Below are 15433 nucleotides of genomic sequence, written 5' to 3'. Positions count from 1 at the left end.
GACCGCCGCGACAAGGCCAGCGGCCAGCGCGATTCCCGGGGACCGGTCGACCAGACGCAGCGCCCGCGCGTCGGGTCCGCCGGGCAGCTCGACCACGAGCCGGTCGGGGGCGTCGACGAGGCCGTCGGTGCGCTCGGCGGCGAGCCGTGCCAGGGGCGCGAGGTCAAGGGGGACGGGCACCTGCCCCGAGCCCGCGGAGGGGTCGTCGAGCAGCGCGGCGTGGGTGCGGCGCAGCGTCTGCGCCCACGCACCGGACAGCTGCGGGTCGTCGAAGACGCGGTCGGTGGCCCGTTCGAGCAGCCGGCGCCCGGTCTCGGCCAGCTGCGGCGGCAGGCCGGCCTCGCGCTCGAGCCGCGTCGTCAGCAGGTCCGAGGCCGCGTCCTGCACCGCACGGTCGGTGACCACGTCGCGCGACAGGGAGACGAACCCGTCCTCGTCGGCCACCGACGCCGCCACCCACGCGGACGGCAGCGTCACCGCGAGCGCGACGACCGCCACGAGCCCGGACACCGCCGCCAGGAACCCGCGCATCACGCACATCGCCCGGTGTCGACCTGCTGGGTCGCCGAGCGGCCGACGCGTGCGTCGTCCTGCGCCTGCTCCGCGGTGACCGCGTAGCCGGTGGAGCTGTCGGAGATCGACGCCGCGAAGATGACGCCCAGCACCGTGCCGTCGGTCGAGACCAGCGGGCCGCCGGAGTTGCCGGAGCGGACGAGGCTGCGCACGGAGAACGCCTCGCGCAGCACCTGACCCCGGTCGTAGATGTCGGGGCTGCGCAGCGTGAGCTGGGAGCGGATGCGGGCCGCCCGTGCGTCGAAGGGCCCGTTCTCGGGGTAGCCGAGCACGGCCGCCTCCTGGCCCGCCGTCCCCTGGGTGTCGAACCGCAGCGCCGGCACGCCGAGGTCGTCGGTGGCGATGACGGCGAGGTCGAGCTCGGGGTCGAACACGACGACCCGACCGTCGAGGCGACGCTCGCCCTCCACGGTGACCACCGGCTGGTCGACGCCCGCGACGACGTGCGCGTTGGTCATGACCCGGCCGGGCGCGTACACGAAGCCCGACCCCTCGATCCCCCGGCCGCACTCGGCGGAGCCCACGATCTTCACGACGCTGCGTGAGGCCCGCTGCACGCCCGGCTGGGACAGGGTGGCTGCGTCGGGCGGGCCGACGGCGGCGATCTTCTCGTCGGCGAACGGGTCGATGTAGCGCGGGAAGAGGTTGGCGTCGAGCGTGCGGCTGAACGCACGCAGCGTGTCGGTGGCGGTCGACGGCATGACGTCGTTGACCTTCGCGAGCACGGTCGAGTCGCGTGCGGCCTTCGCCAGCCACGGGATCGAGGTGCCGCTGACCGCGTAGCCGAGCGCCCACGACGCGATGAGCACGCCGACGACGCTCAGGGCGGCCCCGCCGACGGCGTCGACCGTGCGCAGCGGACCCGCGGTGAGCCCCCCGCGCAGGTCGGTGCCGATGTAGGTGCCGATGGCCTGACCGATCGCCGCGGCGCCGATGACCAGGCCGAGCGCCAGCAGCGACGTCGTCAGGGTGCCGTTCTGCCGGTCGAGCAGGTGCGGCACGACCCAGATGGCGCCGAGCCCGCCGAGGACGAGACCGGCCGTGGCCACCAGGTTGACGACGAAGCCCTGCAGGTAGCCGGAGACGGCGTACGCCACCACGACGACGGCGATGACGAGGTCGAGCGAGCTCACGGGCGCTCCTGGGGTGGGGTGGGCAGCGGGTGGACGACCGACTCGTCCCAGGGCTGGGCCCAGCCGAGCCGCTCGAACAGACGGGAGATGATGCCGGCGGTGAACCCCCACAGCGGCATCTCGGTGCCGATCTCGAAGGCCGGGCCGCGCCATCCGGACGGGTGCTCCACGCTGAACCGCCGCTCGGGGTCGACCAGCAGGTGCAGCGGGTGGTGCAGGACGCGTCCCACCTCGGCCGCCGAGACGGCGGCGAGTCGTCGGGGGCAGCGCCAGTAGCCGAGGACGGGGGTGACCGCGAAGTTGCTCGGCGGGAGCCAGAGCGTCGGCAGGGTGCCGAACACCGTCACCTCGGCCGGGTCGAGCCCGACCTCCTCGTGGGCCTCGCGCAGCGCCGTGGCGGCCGCGTCGGCGTCGCCGGGGTCGCACGCACCACCGGGGAACGAGATCTGACCGGCGTGGTTGCGCAGCGTCGGCGCCCGCTCGGTGAGCAGCAGCTCGGGGCCGTCGGGCCCCTCGGCGAAGCAGATGAGGACGGCGGCCGGGCGGGCGTCCGCCGGCGGGTGCGGGAAGCGGGGCGCGAGCTGCTCGGCCTGCACGGAGCCGGCGAGCTCGGCGAGCGGGCGCAGCCACTCCGGCAGGCCGTCGGCCACGCCACCGGGCGACGACGAGCCGGCGGAGGACTCAGGACTCACGGCTGCACCTCCAGGTGTCGACGGACGGCACCGGTCAGGTCGGCGTAGGAGGTGTACGGCACCCGCTCGGTGGCGACCATCCTGCCCTGCGCGTCGACGAAGACCGTCTGCGGCAGTCCGAGCACCCGGAACGCGCCGCGGGTGCGGAACGTCGGGTCGGACAGCTGCGGGTAGGTGACGCCCGAGCGTCGCGCGAGCGCGACCGCGGCGTCGGGGTCGGCGTCGCGCACGTCGAGGCCGACGACCGTCAGCCGGTCGCCGGTGTCGCGGTCCAGCCGCGCGAGCAGGGGCAGCTCCTCGCGGCACGGCTTGCAGTTGCTCGCCCAGAAGTTGACGACCGCCGGTCCGCGCAGCCGGGAGAGGTCGACGCTGCCGTCGCCGCCCAGGCAGGGCAGCTCGAGCGTCGGCAGCGCACCGTCGCCCTCGGCGCTCGCGTCGGCGAGCGGGAGGTCGCTGCACGGACGCACGCCCGCGTCCTGCACGGCGCTGCGTACCGACGCGGACTGCGGGTCGCCGCCGTCGAGGGAGCCGCCGCCGAACGTCGGCTTGCCGCTGCTCGTCTCGACGTCGGAGCAGCCGGCCAGGAGCAGCGCGAGCGCGGCGACCGCGACGGCGAGGCGTCTCACGCGCGACCCTGCGTGGTGACGAGCCGCGCGGCCTCGACGGGATCGGTGGGACCCGTGCCGTAGGCCGGGCACCAGTGCGCCACCGGGCACGCACCGCAGGCGGGCTTGCGCGCGTGGCAGCGGCGTCGGCCGTGCCAGATCAGGCGGTGGCTGAGCATCGTCCAGTCGCGGCGCGGGAACAGCGCACCCACCGCGTGCTCGGTCTTGACCGGGTCCTTCGCGACGTCGTCGTCGACCCACTCGAACCGACGCACGAGCCGGGCGAAGTGGGTGTCGACGGTGAGGCCGGGAACGTCGAAGGCGTTGCCCAGCACCACGTTCGCCGTCTTGCGACCGACGCCCGGCAGCGTGACGAGGTCGCGCAGCCGGGCCGGCACCTCGCCGTCGTACCGCTCGACGAGCGCGGCGGACAGCCCGAGCACGCTGTCGGTCTTCGCCCGGTAGAAGCCGGTGGAGCGGATGATCTCCTCGACCGCCGTACGATCGGCCGCCGCCAGCGCCGCGGCGTCGGGGTAGGCGGCGAACAGGACGGGGGTGACGGCGTTGACCCGTCGGTCGGTGGTCTGGGCGGAGAGTACGGTGGCCACGAGCAGCTCGAAGGGAGTGCGGAAGTCGAGCTCGCAGCCGGCCTCCGGATAGGTCTCGGCGAGCACCCGGTGGATCTTGCGCGCCCGGCGCACGAGACTCGTCGGCGGCTTCACGGGAGCCTCGGGGGCGGCAGGTGGCACGCCGTCAGAGTACGTGGCGGCACCGACACCGGCCCGGCGTGTGGCGTTCGAGCTCCTGGTAGGACAGACTGTGACCGAATCAACAGCCGAAAAGGATGCCCGTGAACGACGACGTGCTGCGCCAAGCGCCGCTCTTCTCCGGTCTCGACGACGACGCCGCAGGAGCCCTCGAGGCCTCGATGTCCCCGCTGAGCCTGAAGCGTGGCGAGGTCCTCTTCAACGAGGGTGACGACGGCAACCAGCTGTACGTCGTCACCGAGGGCAAGATCAAGCTCGGACGCACGTCGCCCGACGGTCGCGAGAACCTGCTCGCCATCCTCGGCCCCGGCCAGATGTTCGGCGAGCTGTCGTTCTTCGACCCCGGACCCCGCTCGGCCACGGCGACGTCGGTCACCGACGTCACCGTCCAGAGCCTGAGCCACGAGGCGCTCACGCCGGTGCTGTCCAGCCACGCCGAGGTCGCCCTGGCGCTGCTGAACCAGCTCGCCGGTCGCCTGCGTCGCACCAACGAGGTCGTCGGCGACCTGGTGTTCTCCGACGTGCCCGGTCGCGTCGCGAAGGCCCTCCTGGACCTCGCGAGCCGTTTCGGTCGCAAGGCCGAGGACGGCGTGCACGTGAACCACGACCTCACCCAGGAGGAGCTGGCCCAGCTCGTCGGCGCCTCCCGCGAGACCGTCAACAAGGCACTCGCCGACTTCGCGTCCCGCGGCTGGCTGCGCCTCGAGCCCCGCTCGGTCGTCATCCTCGACCTCGAACGTCTCCAGCGCCGCGCGCGCTGAGCCCGTCGCGACGAGCCCCCGACCGTGTGGTCGGGGGCTCGTGGCGTCGAGGGGTCCTGCAGGTGCGGGGGCGGCTTCTCTCTCGGGTGGGGCTGCGTCGGCGCGGCTTCTCGTTGGGGTGGGGCTGCGCTGGCGCGGCTTGTCGTCGACCTGCGCTCCGAAAGGGCCTCGACCGGGCGGCTGGGACCGGCGGCAGCTCGGGTTCTCGGGCTGTGGCTCGCGCTGGGGACGCAAGATTCTGCGTTGGCGCGTCCCATCGGTGGATCTGCCACCTTCTGAGGGCTCTCCAGGTGGCAGATCCACCGCCAGCGGGGTCAGACGTGGCAGCGCTTCTCCCTTCTCGTGGACCGTGCCACGAGAAGGGAGAAGCGCTGCCCACCCCACCCCAAAGTGCACCCAAGACTCTGCCTTGGCGCGCGCGAGGTCGAACACTTCTGCGCTGGTGACGGGATCCCGTAGCCAACGCAGCATCCTTGGCCACCCGCCCACGAACGCACATCCTTGCGTCCACCCCGAGCGCAACCCGCAACCCGAGACCCCAGACCAGCGCGCCCGCCAACCACCCGGTCAAGGCCCTTTCGGAGACCACCCCCAGCACCAGCCGAGGCAGCGCACCAGCAAGCCCAGACCCCCGACAGCAGCGCAGCAGCAGCCCCCCGCCGAGCCCCAGCCCCTACAACACCCCCCGCGGCCTGAACTGGACGCTGATGCGCGGACCGACAGGCTTGGCGGTCTTGAGGACGGCGTGCTCCCAGGTGCGTTGGCAGGAGCCGCCCATGACGAGGAGGTCGCCGTGGCCGACGACGAAGCCGATGGTGTCGCCGGCGCCGTGGTCGACGGGCCGCAGGCTGAGGCGGCGGGGTGCGCCGAGCGACAGGATGGCGACCATGGTGTCCTCGGCCCGACCTCGACCGATGCGGTCGCCGTGCCAGGCGACGCTGTCGCGGCCGTCGCGGTAGTAGCACAGGCCGGCGGTGACGAACTCCTCGCCGAGCTCGTCGGCGTAGTGCACGTTCAGGGCGTCGCGTGCGGCGTCGAGCGCCGGGTGCGGAAGGGTGTCAGCGGCGCCGAAGTGCGCGAGCAGACGCGGGACGTCGACCGTCTCGTCGTACATCTGGCGACGTTCGGCCCGCCAGCGCACCTCCGTCTGCAAGGAGAGGAACAGCGGGTCGGCGCCCTGCACCCAGCCGGGACGGACGTCGACCCAGGCGCCGTGCGTCAGCTCGCGACGCTGCACCGCCGGGCCCAACGAGCCGACGACCGCCTCGTCGCCGACGTCGAGCAGCGAACCCTGGAACCACACCCCAGCAGGATAGGCTGGTTCGAACAGATGTTCTAGGTGCGACGCGCGCGACGCGGTCCGATCCGCTGCGCAGGGCCCACTAGGCTGCTCTTATGAGCGCCTGGGACGCCCTGCTGGACCGGGTCGACGAGATCGTCGACACCCGCGCCACCGTCGACGCCGGGGTGCAGTCCGAGCTCACCGAGCTGCTCCTCGGGGCCATGCGCGACGGCACCGCCGACCGCGAGCTCGACCCCGGCGAGGCCGGCCTCTGGCTCGCCGCGCTGCTGCGGACGCACGCCGACGTGCAGGACGCCGGTGAGCGCCGCGCCGACGACGCCCTGAGCACCCTGCGGGTCATCATCACCCGCTGGCTGCACCCCGGACGTCTCGACCAGGCTCCCCCGACCTTCGGCGCCTGAGTCCGAGCAGTCCACCAGGGGCCGGCACCCGCCCCGGCAGCCCGCCCCGACGTGACGACGTCCCGGACCCATCGGTCCGGGACGCCGTCACGCGGTCACCGCTGCGTGTCGTCCGAGGCCGGCTCGGCGCTGCTGTCGGTCGGCTCGACGACGAGCGCGAAGTCGCCGTCGTGCTCCTCCACGCCGACGACCACCGCACCCTCGACCGCCTCCTGGCCGAGGCGGTGGCGCACGACCACCGGGTCGCTCTGCAGGTCCTTCCACAGCGAGACGCAGAGCGCGACCATGACGAACACGAACGGCACCGACGCGACGATGGTGATGTTCTGCAGGCCGGTCAACGCGTCGGACCCGCCGATCACGAGCATGATCGCGGCCACCGCGCCCGTCAGCGCACCCCAGAAGATCACCGAGACCCGGCTCGGCTCGGTGGCGCCGCGCTCGCTGAGCGTGCCCATGACGATCGAGGCGGCGTCGGCGCCGGAGACGAAGAAGATGCCCACGAGGACCATGACGAGCACCGACGTGATGCCGGCTGCGGGGTACTTCTCCAGCAGCTGGAAGAGCGCGAAGTCCGAGGCGACGGAGCCGTCGGACCCGATGAGTCCGCCGCTGGCGCGCTGCTCGAAGATCGCGGACCCGCCGAAGACCGCGAACCAGACGAGGCTCACGAGCGTGGGCACGAGCAGCACGCCGGTCACGAACTCGCGGATCGTGCGACCGCGGCTGATGCGCGCGATGAACATGCCGACGAACGGCGTCCACGAGACCCACCAGGCCCAGTAGAAGATGGTCCAGCTCGACAGCCACGCCTCCATCGCCTGGTCGCCGCTGGCGGCCGTGCGCGACGCCATCTCCGTCATCTGGGAGGCGTAGTCGCCCAGCGTGGTCGGCAGCATGTTGAGGATGAACAGCGTCGGTCCGACGACGAACACGAACACCGCGAGGGCGAGCGCCAGCACCATGTTGGTGTTCGACAGCCACTGGATGCCGCGCTCGATGCCGGAGACGGCCGACAGGATGAACAGCACCGTCAGCACGGTGATGATGGCGACGAGGGCGATCTTGCCGGGCTGGTCGATCCAGCCGTTGAACTGCAGGCCGGCGCCGATCTGCAGGGCGCCGAGGCCGAGGCTCGCGGCGGAGCCGAACAGCGTCGCGAAGATGGCCAGGATGTCGATGACGCGTCCGGCCGGGCCCTCGGCGCGGCGCCCGATGAGCGGGCGGAAGGCCGAGGAGATGAGCTGCGAGCGGCCCTTGCGGAAGGTGCCGTAGGCGATGGCGATGCCCACCACGGCGTAGATGGCCCACGGGTGCAGGCCCCAGTGGAACATCGTCGAGGCCATGGCGCTCTGCAGCGCCTCCTCGCTCTGCGGCTCTCCGGTGCCCGGCGGCGGCGAGGCGTAGTGCGACAGCGGCTCGGCGACGCCCCAGAACATCAGGCCGATGCCCATGCCGGCGCTGAACATCATGGCGATCCAGGAGACCGTGCGGAACTCCGGCTTCTCGTCGTCCTCGCCGAGCGGGACCCGACCGTACTTGGAGGCGGCGAGCCACAGCACGAAGAGGACGAAGAACGACGCCACCAGCACGAAGAACCAGCCGGTGTTGACGATCACCCAGGAGCGGGAGGCGTCGGAGGCCGCCTTGAGGCCGTCGGTGCTCACCAGGCCCCAGACGACGAAGGCGATGGCGACCACGCCCGTCACCCCGAAGACCACGGGGTCGATCCTGCGTCGCCACCCTGCCTCGGGTGCATGCTCGTGCTCGGTGCGGGTACTCATGAGGCACCACCTCTTCCATCGGTGAAGTCGTCGTCAGCTCGGTCGTCGTGCGTTCGTCCGGTCGCCCCGCGGGGTAGGTGCGTGGGAAAACCTTTCGACCATAGCGAGGACGCCGCCCGATGGCGAACCTGCACGCTGTCTCGTGGCGGGCGTCACGCCCCGACGGGCGGCTGACGGCAGGCGTCAGACGTGGCTGCCGCGCAGCTGAGCGAGGTAGACCAGCGCCGCGACCGTCCCGGCGAGGTTGAGCAGCGAGAGCGGCGCCCAGAACACGGCGTGCGCGACGACGGCGAGGCCCAGGATCACGAGCCAGGTGTTCTTGGGCAGCGAGTCGGCGACGCTGAAGCGTCCGGCGTCGCGCAGCACGCAGTCGACGAGCGCGAACGCCTTCACGGCGAACAGCACGAGCGACAGCAGGAGCATCAGGCTGGACTGGACCTCGAACACGTCTGGACCCTATCGTCAGACGCCGAACGGCGGGCTCCCGTCGCCGGGAGCCCGCCGTCGCGGGTGGTGCTGGTGTCGGATCAGGACTGCGTGCTGCTGCTGTCGCTGGAGCCCGTGCTGCTGGACGTCGTCTTCTTCGCGGGCGCCTTCTTCGCGGGCGCCTTCTTGGCCGTCGACGTGGTCTTCTTGGCGGCCGTCGACGTCTTCTTGGCCGGCGTCGACGTGGTCTTCTTGGCCGTCGAGCTGGTCTTCTTGGCCGCGGTGGAGGTCTTCTTCGCCGGCGTCGACTTCTTGGCCGCCGAGGTCTTCGCGGCGGTCGTCTTCTTGGCCGTCGACGTCTTCTTGGCGGCGGTCTTCTTGGCGGTGCTCGCGGTCGAGGTCGTCTTCGCGGGCGCCTTCTTGGCGGTCTCCGTGGCCTTCGTGGCGGCGGAGCGGGCCGCGGCCGACGTCTTCGCCGGGGCCTTCTTGGCCTGCTCCTTGGTGGTCGGGGCCTTCTTCGTCACCTTCGCGACGGTCGCCTGCGCGTCGGCGACGATGTCCTCGGCGCGCTTCTGCACGTCCTCGGCGACGTCCTCGGCGGCCTTGCGGGCCTCCTTGATGTTCTTCTTGGCGTCCTTGCGCAGGGCGTCGAGCAGCTTCTCGCCGCGCTTCTGCACGTCGTCGAGCTTGAGGGCGCGCGCCTGGGCGACGAACTCCTCGCCCTTCTGCAGCAGCTCGGCGTAGCTGGCCTGCGCCTGCGCCTGGGCGGTGCCGACGAGGCCGGTGGCCTGCGAGCGGAGGTCGTCGAGCTCGACCTTGCGCAGCGTCTCGGTGAGGTTCTTGACCTCCTCGACGAGGGTCTTGACCTGGGCGTTGATCTGGTCGGTGATGCTCATGGGGATGTCTCCTCGGATGGAGTGTCGGAGTTGGCTTCGGTGACCGTCTCGGCCAGCGTCTCGTCGGTCGCCACGTCGGCGCCGACGAACGAGCGGTAGATGTCCAGCAGTGCCGTCTTCTGCCGCTCGGTCAGGCGCGGGTCGAGGGCGATGGCGTCCTCGACCATGCGCGCGCCGGACTCGTCGACGTCGATGAGCCCCGCTCGTACGTAGAGCGACTCGGCCGAGATGCGCAGTGCCTTCGCGATCTGCTGGAGGACCTCCGCCGAGGGTCGGCGCACGCCCCGCTCGATCTGGCTGAGGTACGGGTTCGAGACCTCGGACTTCTCCGCCAGCTGTCGCAGGGACATCTGTGCCTGGCGTCGCTGCTCGCGCAGGTAGTCGCCGAGGGTCTCGACGGCTCCTCCCACGTGCAGCTTGGCCATGTCTCCAGTGTGCTTGCAAATGCAAGCATCTGCAAGCAGAGTTGCATGCGAGCCGTCTCACACGCCGTCGCGCACCGCTTGGTCAGAGGACCGGGCGCACCTCGCCGACGGGTTGGCCGCCGCCGAGGACGACCGGACGCTCGCGCAGCAGGTCGGCGTCGACCCCCGCCAGCTCGAGCGCGCGGTGCAGCACCACGAACAGCGGACGCTCGCCGCCGTCCTCGATCTTGACGGCGAGGGCCGAGCCGTCGGCGAGCCCTGCGACGACGACGCTCTCGGCGCCGGACTTCACGAGCGAGCCCGGGACGGCGCGCGCGAGGGCGAGGTCGGGGCGTCGCGTGCCGCTGACCTGCTCGGGGTGCTCGACCATCGCGTCGACCACCCTGCGCTCGGCGCTGCCAGGACCGGCGAGCACGAGCCGCCCGATCCCGCGGGCCAGCCGCTCGAGCGACGTCGCCAGCAGGGGCGCACCGCAGCCGTCGACGCCGACCACGTCGGGCGGGCCGACGAGCTCGGTGAACGTGGCCGTGATGGCCCGCTGCACCGGGTGGTCGGGGTCGAGGTAGTCGTGGGTGGACCAGCCGCGCTGGACGCAGGTCAGCAGCATCGCCGCGTGCTTGCCCGAGCAGTCCATCCGGATCGGCAGCCGGCCCTCGCCGGCGCGCAGCACGGCGGCGTGCTCGTGCGGGTCGACCGGGTACGACGGCGGCGTCTGCAGCGCCGACTCGTCGAGGTCGCCGCGCGCGAGGATCTCGCGGACGCCCTCGAGGTGGAACGGCTCGGCGGAGTGGCTCGCGGCGGCCAGGGCGAGCAGCCGCGGCTCGAGGTCGAGACCCTCCCGCACGAGCCCGGCGGCCTGGAACGGCTTGTTCGTCGACCGGGGGAACACGACGGCGCCCGGGTCGCCGATCGACCACACGGTCTGCCCGTCCGGGTCGACGCGCACGGCCGTCCCCCGATGACGGCTCTCCACGAGCCCTGACCGCACGACCTCGGCGACGACGTCCATCGCCCCAGCCTAGGTCCACCCGGCGGCGCCGAAGCGCCCCGGGACGGCGTCGCGCGCCGCTAGACTCGCCGCGTCATCACGGTGACGTGCCGCCCCTGCCGACCGACGATCGCGAGCCCCCACGATGAGCCCACGACGATGAGCCCCCGACGATGAGTACAGCACCCTCGGACCTCGACGACCTGCACGTCATCATCCCGGCCGGTGGCGCAGGCACGCGGCTGTGGCCGCTGTCGCGGGCCGGTCGCCCGAAGTTCCTGCTCGACCTGACCGGCTCGGGCCGCACGCTGCTGCAGCAGACGTGGGACCGCGTGACGAAGCTGGTGCCGCCCGAGCGGGTGCACGTCGTGACCGGGCCACGGCACGCCGACGCCGTGCGGGCCCAGCTGCCTGGGCTGACGAGCGTCTTCGTCGAGCCGTCGCCGCGCGACTCGATGCCGGCCATCGGGCTCGCCACCGCCGTCGTGCTCGCCCGGCACCCCGACGCCGTCGTCGCGTCGTTCGCGGCCGACCACGTCATCACCGGCGAGGACCGCTTCGCCGACGCCGTCGCGCAGGCCGTCCGCACCGCCCGCACCGGAGCGGTGACGACGATCGGCATCGCTCCGCGCTCACCGTCGACCGCGTTCGGCTACGTCGAGTCGGGCGCGCCGCTCGCGGTCGACGGCGCCCCGAGCGCGCGGACCGTGGTGCGTTTCGTCGAGAAGCCCGACGAGGAGACCGCGCGGGCCTACCTGCGCGCCGGCACCTTCAGCTGGAATGCGGGGATGTTCGTCACCCGCGCCGACGTCCTCCTCGACCACCTCGCGCGCCTGCAGCCGACCCTGCACGCCGGTCTGCAGCGCATCGCCGCCGCGTGGGACGGCCCGGCCGCACAGACCGAGCTCGAGACCGTCTGGCCGACGCTGACCCGCATCGCGATCGACCACGCCGTCGCCGAGCCGGTGTCGCTCACCGGCGGCATCGCGACCGTGCCCGGCCGCTTCGGGTGGGACGACATCGGCGACTTCGCCGCCCTGCACGAGCTCGGCGTCAGCGGCGACACCGGCGTCGTCTGGGTGGACGCCGACGGCCTCGTGCGCACCACCGGAGGCGTCACCGTCGCCGTCGTCGGCATCCCCGGCGCCGTCGTGGTGCAGACCGACGACGCCCTCCTCGTGACCACCGTCGAGCACGCGCAGCGCGTCAAGGAGGTCCCCGCCGCCCTCGCCGCCTCGGGTCGGACCGACCTGGTCTGAGGTTTCGTCGGGCAGCTCGTCTCGTCCTGCGGGCGCGCTGGTCTGGGCCCACGAGCTGCGGCCTGCGCGGGACGCGGGACGCTCGCCTCGCCTCGCCTGGAGGTAGGTAGAACGCGTCACCAGCGCCCAGTAGCGCGTGTCACCTACCTCTGACCCGCATTCCGCATCTCACCTACCGCTGAGGGAGCGAGAACGCAGGATCCTGTGTCCACTGCGAGCACGACCCGCTGCCCCGAGGCCCCAGGCCGACGCCCGCCCAGTCGTCAGACGAGGTCGGTGAGCTCGGTGGGTGGCAGGTCGGGGGCGGGGGTGTAGGCCTGCGCGACCTCGCCGGTGCCGACGGCGTGCAGGACGCCGTCGGACTCGTCGGCGAACACCGCCTCGCCGCGGGCGAGGTGCTCGCGCTCGCCGGCCTCGTTCACCACCTCGACCTCGCCGCCCAGGCAGACGACGATGCGACGGCCGTCGTCGGGGAGGCGGGCGCCGTCGGGCTCGGCCGAGGAGCACTGCGTCACCGAGAGCGCGAACTCGTGCAGGCCGGGGCTGTAGACGTCGGTGGAGAACCCGAACTGGTCGGCGTCGACGCGGGCCAGTCGCGACATGCCGCGGTCGAGGCAGCGGACGAGACCCTGGGGGTCGAGGTGCTTGCCGGTGAGCCCGCCGCGCAGCACGTTGTCGGAGGAGACCATCACCTCGACGCACAGGCCGCTGAGGTGCGCGTGGATGATGCCCGCGCCGAGGTAGGCGGCCTCGCCGGGCTGCAGCGTCAACCGGTTGAGCAGCAGCGACATGACGACCCCGACGTCGCCCGGGTGGTGCTCGTCGACGAGCACGGCCGTCGCGTACGCGCGCTTGATGTCGATGCCGCGCTCGACGCCCGCGCGGCAGGCGGCCACGACCGCCGCCACCTCCTCGGCGGACGGACGGTCCGTGAGCAGGTCCTCGACGATGCGCACGATGCCGAGGAAGCCGGGCTGGCGACGCAGGCTCTCGACGAGCTGGTGCACGCGGGGCACGTCGATCGCGGCAAGCACCCGGAGGATCTCGGCCGTCGGGCGGAAGCCGACGAGCGTGTCGAACGCGGTCAGCGCGTAGACCATCTCCGGCTTCGGGTGCGGATCCTTGTACACGCGGTGCGGCGCGTCCAGCGGCACGCCCGCCGCCTCCTCGGCCTCGAACCCCTCCTGCGCGAGGACGGCGTTCGGGTGCACCTGGATCGACAGCGGGCGGTCGGCGGCCAGGATCTTGAGCATGAACGGCAGCTCGCCGGCCACCTCCCGCAACGAGACCGGACCGTCGGCACCCTGCACCGTCGAGGGGTTCAGCGGGTGCGTGCCCATCCAGATCTCCGCCACGGGAGCGCCGTCGGGCGTGCGGCCGAGGAAGCGCGGGATGGCGTCAGGAGAGCCCCAGTCGTAGTCGCGGTCGGGGTTGTCCAGTCGTCGCATCTCGTCCTCTCCTCGGCCGACGGCCGTCAGTGACCCTTGGGGTGGCGCGGCTTGCGGGGCGACTCGCCGTCCTTCGACCAGCTGCCGCGCTGACCGCCCTTGCCCTTGCCGCCCGGTCCGCCCGAGCCCTTGCGGTGCGCGGTCGGCCGGTCGTCGCGCGAGGACCGCCCGACCCGGGCGCCGCGGTCGGCCTGCAGCTCGATACGACGTCCGGAGATCCGCGTGTCGGCGAGCGCCTCGAACACTGCGGAGGGCAGGTCCTGCGGGAGCTCGACGACGGCGTGGTCGATGCCGAGCGTGATCTTGCCGAAGTCGGCACGACGCAGACCGCCCTCGTTCGCGAGCGCGCCGACGATCATCGACGGCGTCACCTTGTGCCGCTTGCCGACGGCGATCCGGTACGGCGCCCAGCCGTCCTTCGACGGACGCGGCGGCCGGTCACCGGCGTCGCGCACCGGCCGGTCCTGCCGCTCCGGACGCTCGCGACGCTCCTTCTTCGGCGGGTCCGGACGCAGGAAGAACTCCTTGTCGTCGGTGCTCATCACCGCGAGCGCCGCGGCCACGTCGAGCATCTCGACGTCGTGCTCGCGCACGTAGTCCTCCACGAGGCCCCGGAACGCGTGGAACTGCGCGGAGCCCATGCTGTCGGTGATCGCCTGCGCGAACTTCGCCGTGCGCCGCGCGTTGACCTCGTCGACGCTGGGCACGCCGGTCTCCTCGACCGGCCGTCCCGACACCTTCTCGATCGCCGACAGGAGCCGACGCTCGCGCGGGGTGACGAACAGGATGGCCTCGCCGCTGCGACCGGCGCGGCCCGTGCGACCGACCCGGTGCACGTACGCCTCGGGGTCGTGCGGGATGTCGTAGTTGACGACGTGGGTGATGCGGTCGACGTCGAGCCCGCGTGCGGCCACGTCGGTCGCGACGAGGATGTCGAGGGAGCCGTTCTTCAGCGCCGTCACCGTCCGCTCGCGCTGCGCCTGCACGAGGTCGCCGTTGATGGCGGCGGCCGAGAACCCGCGCGACCGCAGTCGCTCCGCGAGCTCCTCGGTGGCCGACTTCGTGCGGACGAAGATGATCATGGCGTCGCCGCTCTCCACCTCGAGCAGACGCGTGAGCGCGTCGAGCTTCGCGTGGTGCGAGACGGGGATCCAGCGCTGGCGCACGGTGCTCGTCGACGAGCGGGCCTGCGGCGTCGCGATGTCGGCGGGGTCGTGCAGGTAGCGCTTCGCGAGGCGGCGGATGGCCGGCGGCATGGTGGCCGAGAACAGCGCGACCTGCTTGTACTCGGGGGTGTCGGCGAGGATCCGCTCGACGTCCTCCGCGAACCCCATCGCGAGCATCTCGTCGGCCTCGTCGAGCACGAGGTGGTCGAGCCCGGAGAGGTCGAGGCTGCCACGGTCGAGGTGGTCCATGACGCGACCGGGCGTGCCGACGACGACGTGGGCGCCGCGCTCGAGCCCGGCCAGCTGGGCGCCGTAGCCCTGCCCGCCGTAGACGGGCAGCACGCGGATGCGGCGCGACCGCGGCGTGTACGACGTCATCGCCTCGCAGACCTGCAGGGCCAGCTCACGCGTGGGAGCGAGCACGAGCGCCTGCGTGGAGGCGCGGTCGGGGTCGATCTTCTCGAGGATCGGCAGGGCGAACGCGGCCGTCTTGCCGGTGCCCGTCTGCGCGAGCCCGACGACGTCGCGGCCGGCGAGCAGCGCCGGCACCGCCGCCTCCTGGATGGGGGTGGGTGCCTCGTAGCCGAGCCGACCGAGCACCTCCACCAGCTCGTCACCGAGGCCCAGGGCGGCGAAGCGGGCGCCGGGGGACGTCGCCTCCGGGGCGTTCGACGCCTCCTGGTCGGGGGTCTGCTCGGACAGGTCGGACGCGGGACGGTCGTCGGTCATGAAGCTCCTGGTGCTGACTGCGAGACGGGGGAACCCCGTCGTGACGCAGGGTGCAACCGCTAGTGTTCCGTACCGAC

At 72.5% G+C, this 15433-nt stretch carries 16 protein-coding genes; 3 read left to right on the top strand and 13 right to left on the bottom strand.

Translation table 11 applies throughout. The features are described 5' to 3' along the window. The 5 genes from NH339_RS07970 to nth form a co-directional block, all read right to left on the bottom strand. Nucleotides 1-531: hypothetical protein (locus NH339_RS07970; RefSeq protein ID WP_253024188.1), on the bottom strand; the 531-nt coding region annotated here is incomplete at its 3' end. After that, nucleotides 531-1706 (bottom strand): MarP family serine protease, encoded by a 1176-nt coding sequence (locus NH339_RS07965; protein WP_253024186.1) that lies wholly within the window; start codon nucleotides 1704-1706, stop codon nucleotides 531-533. The genes NH339_RS07965 and NH339_RS07970, both read right to left, overlap by 1 nt. Then, on the bottom strand, nucleotides 1703-2398 hold the full coding sequence (locus tag NH339_RS07960; RefSeq protein WP_253024184.1) for a CoA pyrophosphatase: 696 nt from the start codon (nucleotides 2396-2398) through the stop codon (nucleotides 1703-1705). The genes NH339_RS07965 and NH339_RS07960 overlap by 4 nt, the downstream gene beginning before the upstream one ends. Next, a complete protein-coding gene (locus NH339_RS07955) occupies nucleotides 2395-3024 on the bottom strand; it encodes a TlpA disulfide reductase family protein (protein WP_253024182.1) in 630 nt (209 codons plus the stop codon). The genes NH339_RS07960 and NH339_RS07955 overlap by 4 nt, the downstream gene beginning before the upstream one ends. Further along, on the bottom strand, nucleotides 3021-3752 hold the full coding sequence (gene nth, locus NH339_RS07950) for an endonuclease III (protein WP_253024180.1): 732 nt from the start codon (nucleotides 3750-3752) through the stop codon (nucleotides 3021-3023). Before nth ends, NH339_RS07955 begins: the two co-directional genes overlap by 4 nt. Nucleotides 3753-3853: 101 nt before the next feature. Between nth and NH339_RS07945 the strand changes: the two genes are divergently transcribed. Next, nucleotides 3854-4531, top strand: coding sequence for a Crp/Fnr family transcriptional regulator (locus NH339_RS07945; RefSeq protein WP_370189078.1), 678 nt, complete (start codon nucleotides 3854-3856; stop codon nucleotides 4529-4531). Nucleotides 4532-5204: 673 nt separating this feature from the next. Here the strand turns inward: NH339_RS07945 and NH339_RS07940 are convergent. Next, nucleotides 5205-5834 (bottom strand): alpha-ketoglutarate-dependent dioxygenase AlkB, encoded by a 630-nt coding sequence (locus tag NH339_RS07940; protein ID WP_253024176.1) that lies wholly within the window; start codon nucleotides 5832-5834, stop codon nucleotides 5205-5207. Nucleotides 5835-5926: 92 nt separating this feature from the next. Here NH339_RS07940 and NH339_RS07935 point away from each other — a divergent pair, with 92 nt between their 5' ends. Further along, nucleotides 5927-6235 (top strand): hypothetical protein, encoded by a 309-nt coding sequence (locus tag NH339_RS07935; RefSeq protein WP_253024174.1) that lies wholly within the window; start codon nucleotides 5927-5929, stop codon nucleotides 6233-6235. 95 nt (nucleotides 6236-6330) lie between these two features. Here the strand turns inward: NH339_RS07935 and NH339_RS07930 are convergent, their stop codons facing one another. The 5 genes from NH339_RS07930 to NH339_RS07910 all read right to left on the bottom strand — a co-directional run bounded on the left by NH339_RS07930 (nucleotide 6331) and on the right by NH339_RS07910 (nucleotide 10775). Beyond that, nucleotides 6331-8019: a BCCT family transporter gene (locus NH339_RS07930; protein WP_253024172.1), complete on the bottom strand. Its 1689-nt coding sequence runs from the start codon at nucleotides 8017-8019 to the stop codon at nucleotides 6331-6333. Nucleotides 8020-8202: 183 nt separating this feature from the next. Next, the gene (locus tag NH339_RS07925) at nucleotides 8203-8466 is read right to left on the bottom strand and encodes a DUF2516 family protein (RefSeq protein WP_067860083.1); all 264 of its coding nucleotides are present in this window, start codon (nucleotides 8464-8466) and stop codon (nucleotides 8203-8205) included. Nucleotides 8467-8546: 80 nt separating this feature from the next. Further along, nucleotides 8547-9341, bottom strand: coding sequence for a hypothetical protein (locus tag NH339_RS07920; protein WP_253024170.1), 795 nt, complete (start codon nucleotides 9339-9341; stop codon nucleotides 8547-8549). Continuing rightward, complete coding sequence (locus NH339_RS07915; protein ID WP_253024168.1) at nucleotides 9338-9766, bottom strand: helix-turn-helix domain-containing protein; 429 nt, start codon at nucleotides 9764-9766, stop codon at nucleotides 9338-9340. Before NH339_RS07915 ends, NH339_RS07920 begins: the two co-directional genes overlap by 4 nt. Nucleotides 9767-9848: 82 nt before the next feature. Then, a complete protein-coding gene (locus NH339_RS07910) occupies nucleotides 9849-10775 on the bottom strand; it encodes an asparaginase (protein ID WP_253024165.1) in 927 nt (308 codons plus the stop codon). A 152-nt stretch (nucleotides 10776-10927) separates the two neighbouring features. On the opposite strand from NH339_RS07910, the gene NH339_RS07905 reads away from it, so the two are divergent. Continuing rightward, on the top strand, nucleotides 10928-12013 hold the full coding sequence (locus tag NH339_RS07905) for a mannose-1-phosphate guanylyltransferase (RefSeq protein WP_253024163.1): 1086 nt from the start codon (nucleotides 10928-10930) through the stop codon (nucleotides 12011-12013). Nucleotides 12014-12276: 263 nt separating this feature from the next. Here the strand turns inward: NH339_RS07905 and manA are convergent, their stop codons facing one another. Beyond that, complete coding sequence (manA, locus tag NH339_RS07900; protein WP_253024161.1) at nucleotides 12277-13461, bottom strand: mannose-6-phosphate isomerase, class I; 1185 nt, start codon at nucleotides 13459-13461, stop codon at nucleotides 12277-12279. A 26-nt stretch (nucleotides 13462-13487) separates the two neighbouring features. Beyond that, on the bottom strand, nucleotides 13488-15356 hold the full coding sequence (locus NH339_RS07895) for a DEAD/DEAH box helicase (RefSeq protein WP_253024159.1): 1869 nt from the start codon (nucleotides 15354-15356) through the stop codon (nucleotides 13488-13490). Between the last annotated feature and the right edge of the window lie 77 nt (nucleotides 15357-15433).

This window comes from Aeromicrobium sp. CnD17-E (assembly GCF_024124745.1).
In the GTDB taxonomy this organism is placed as follows: domain Bacteria; phylum Actinomycetota; class Actinomycetes; order Propionibacteriales; family Nocardioidaceae; genus Aeromicrobium.
Note: the sequence above shows the minus strand (reverse complement) of the source record. Positions and strands in the feature narration are given on the sequence as shown.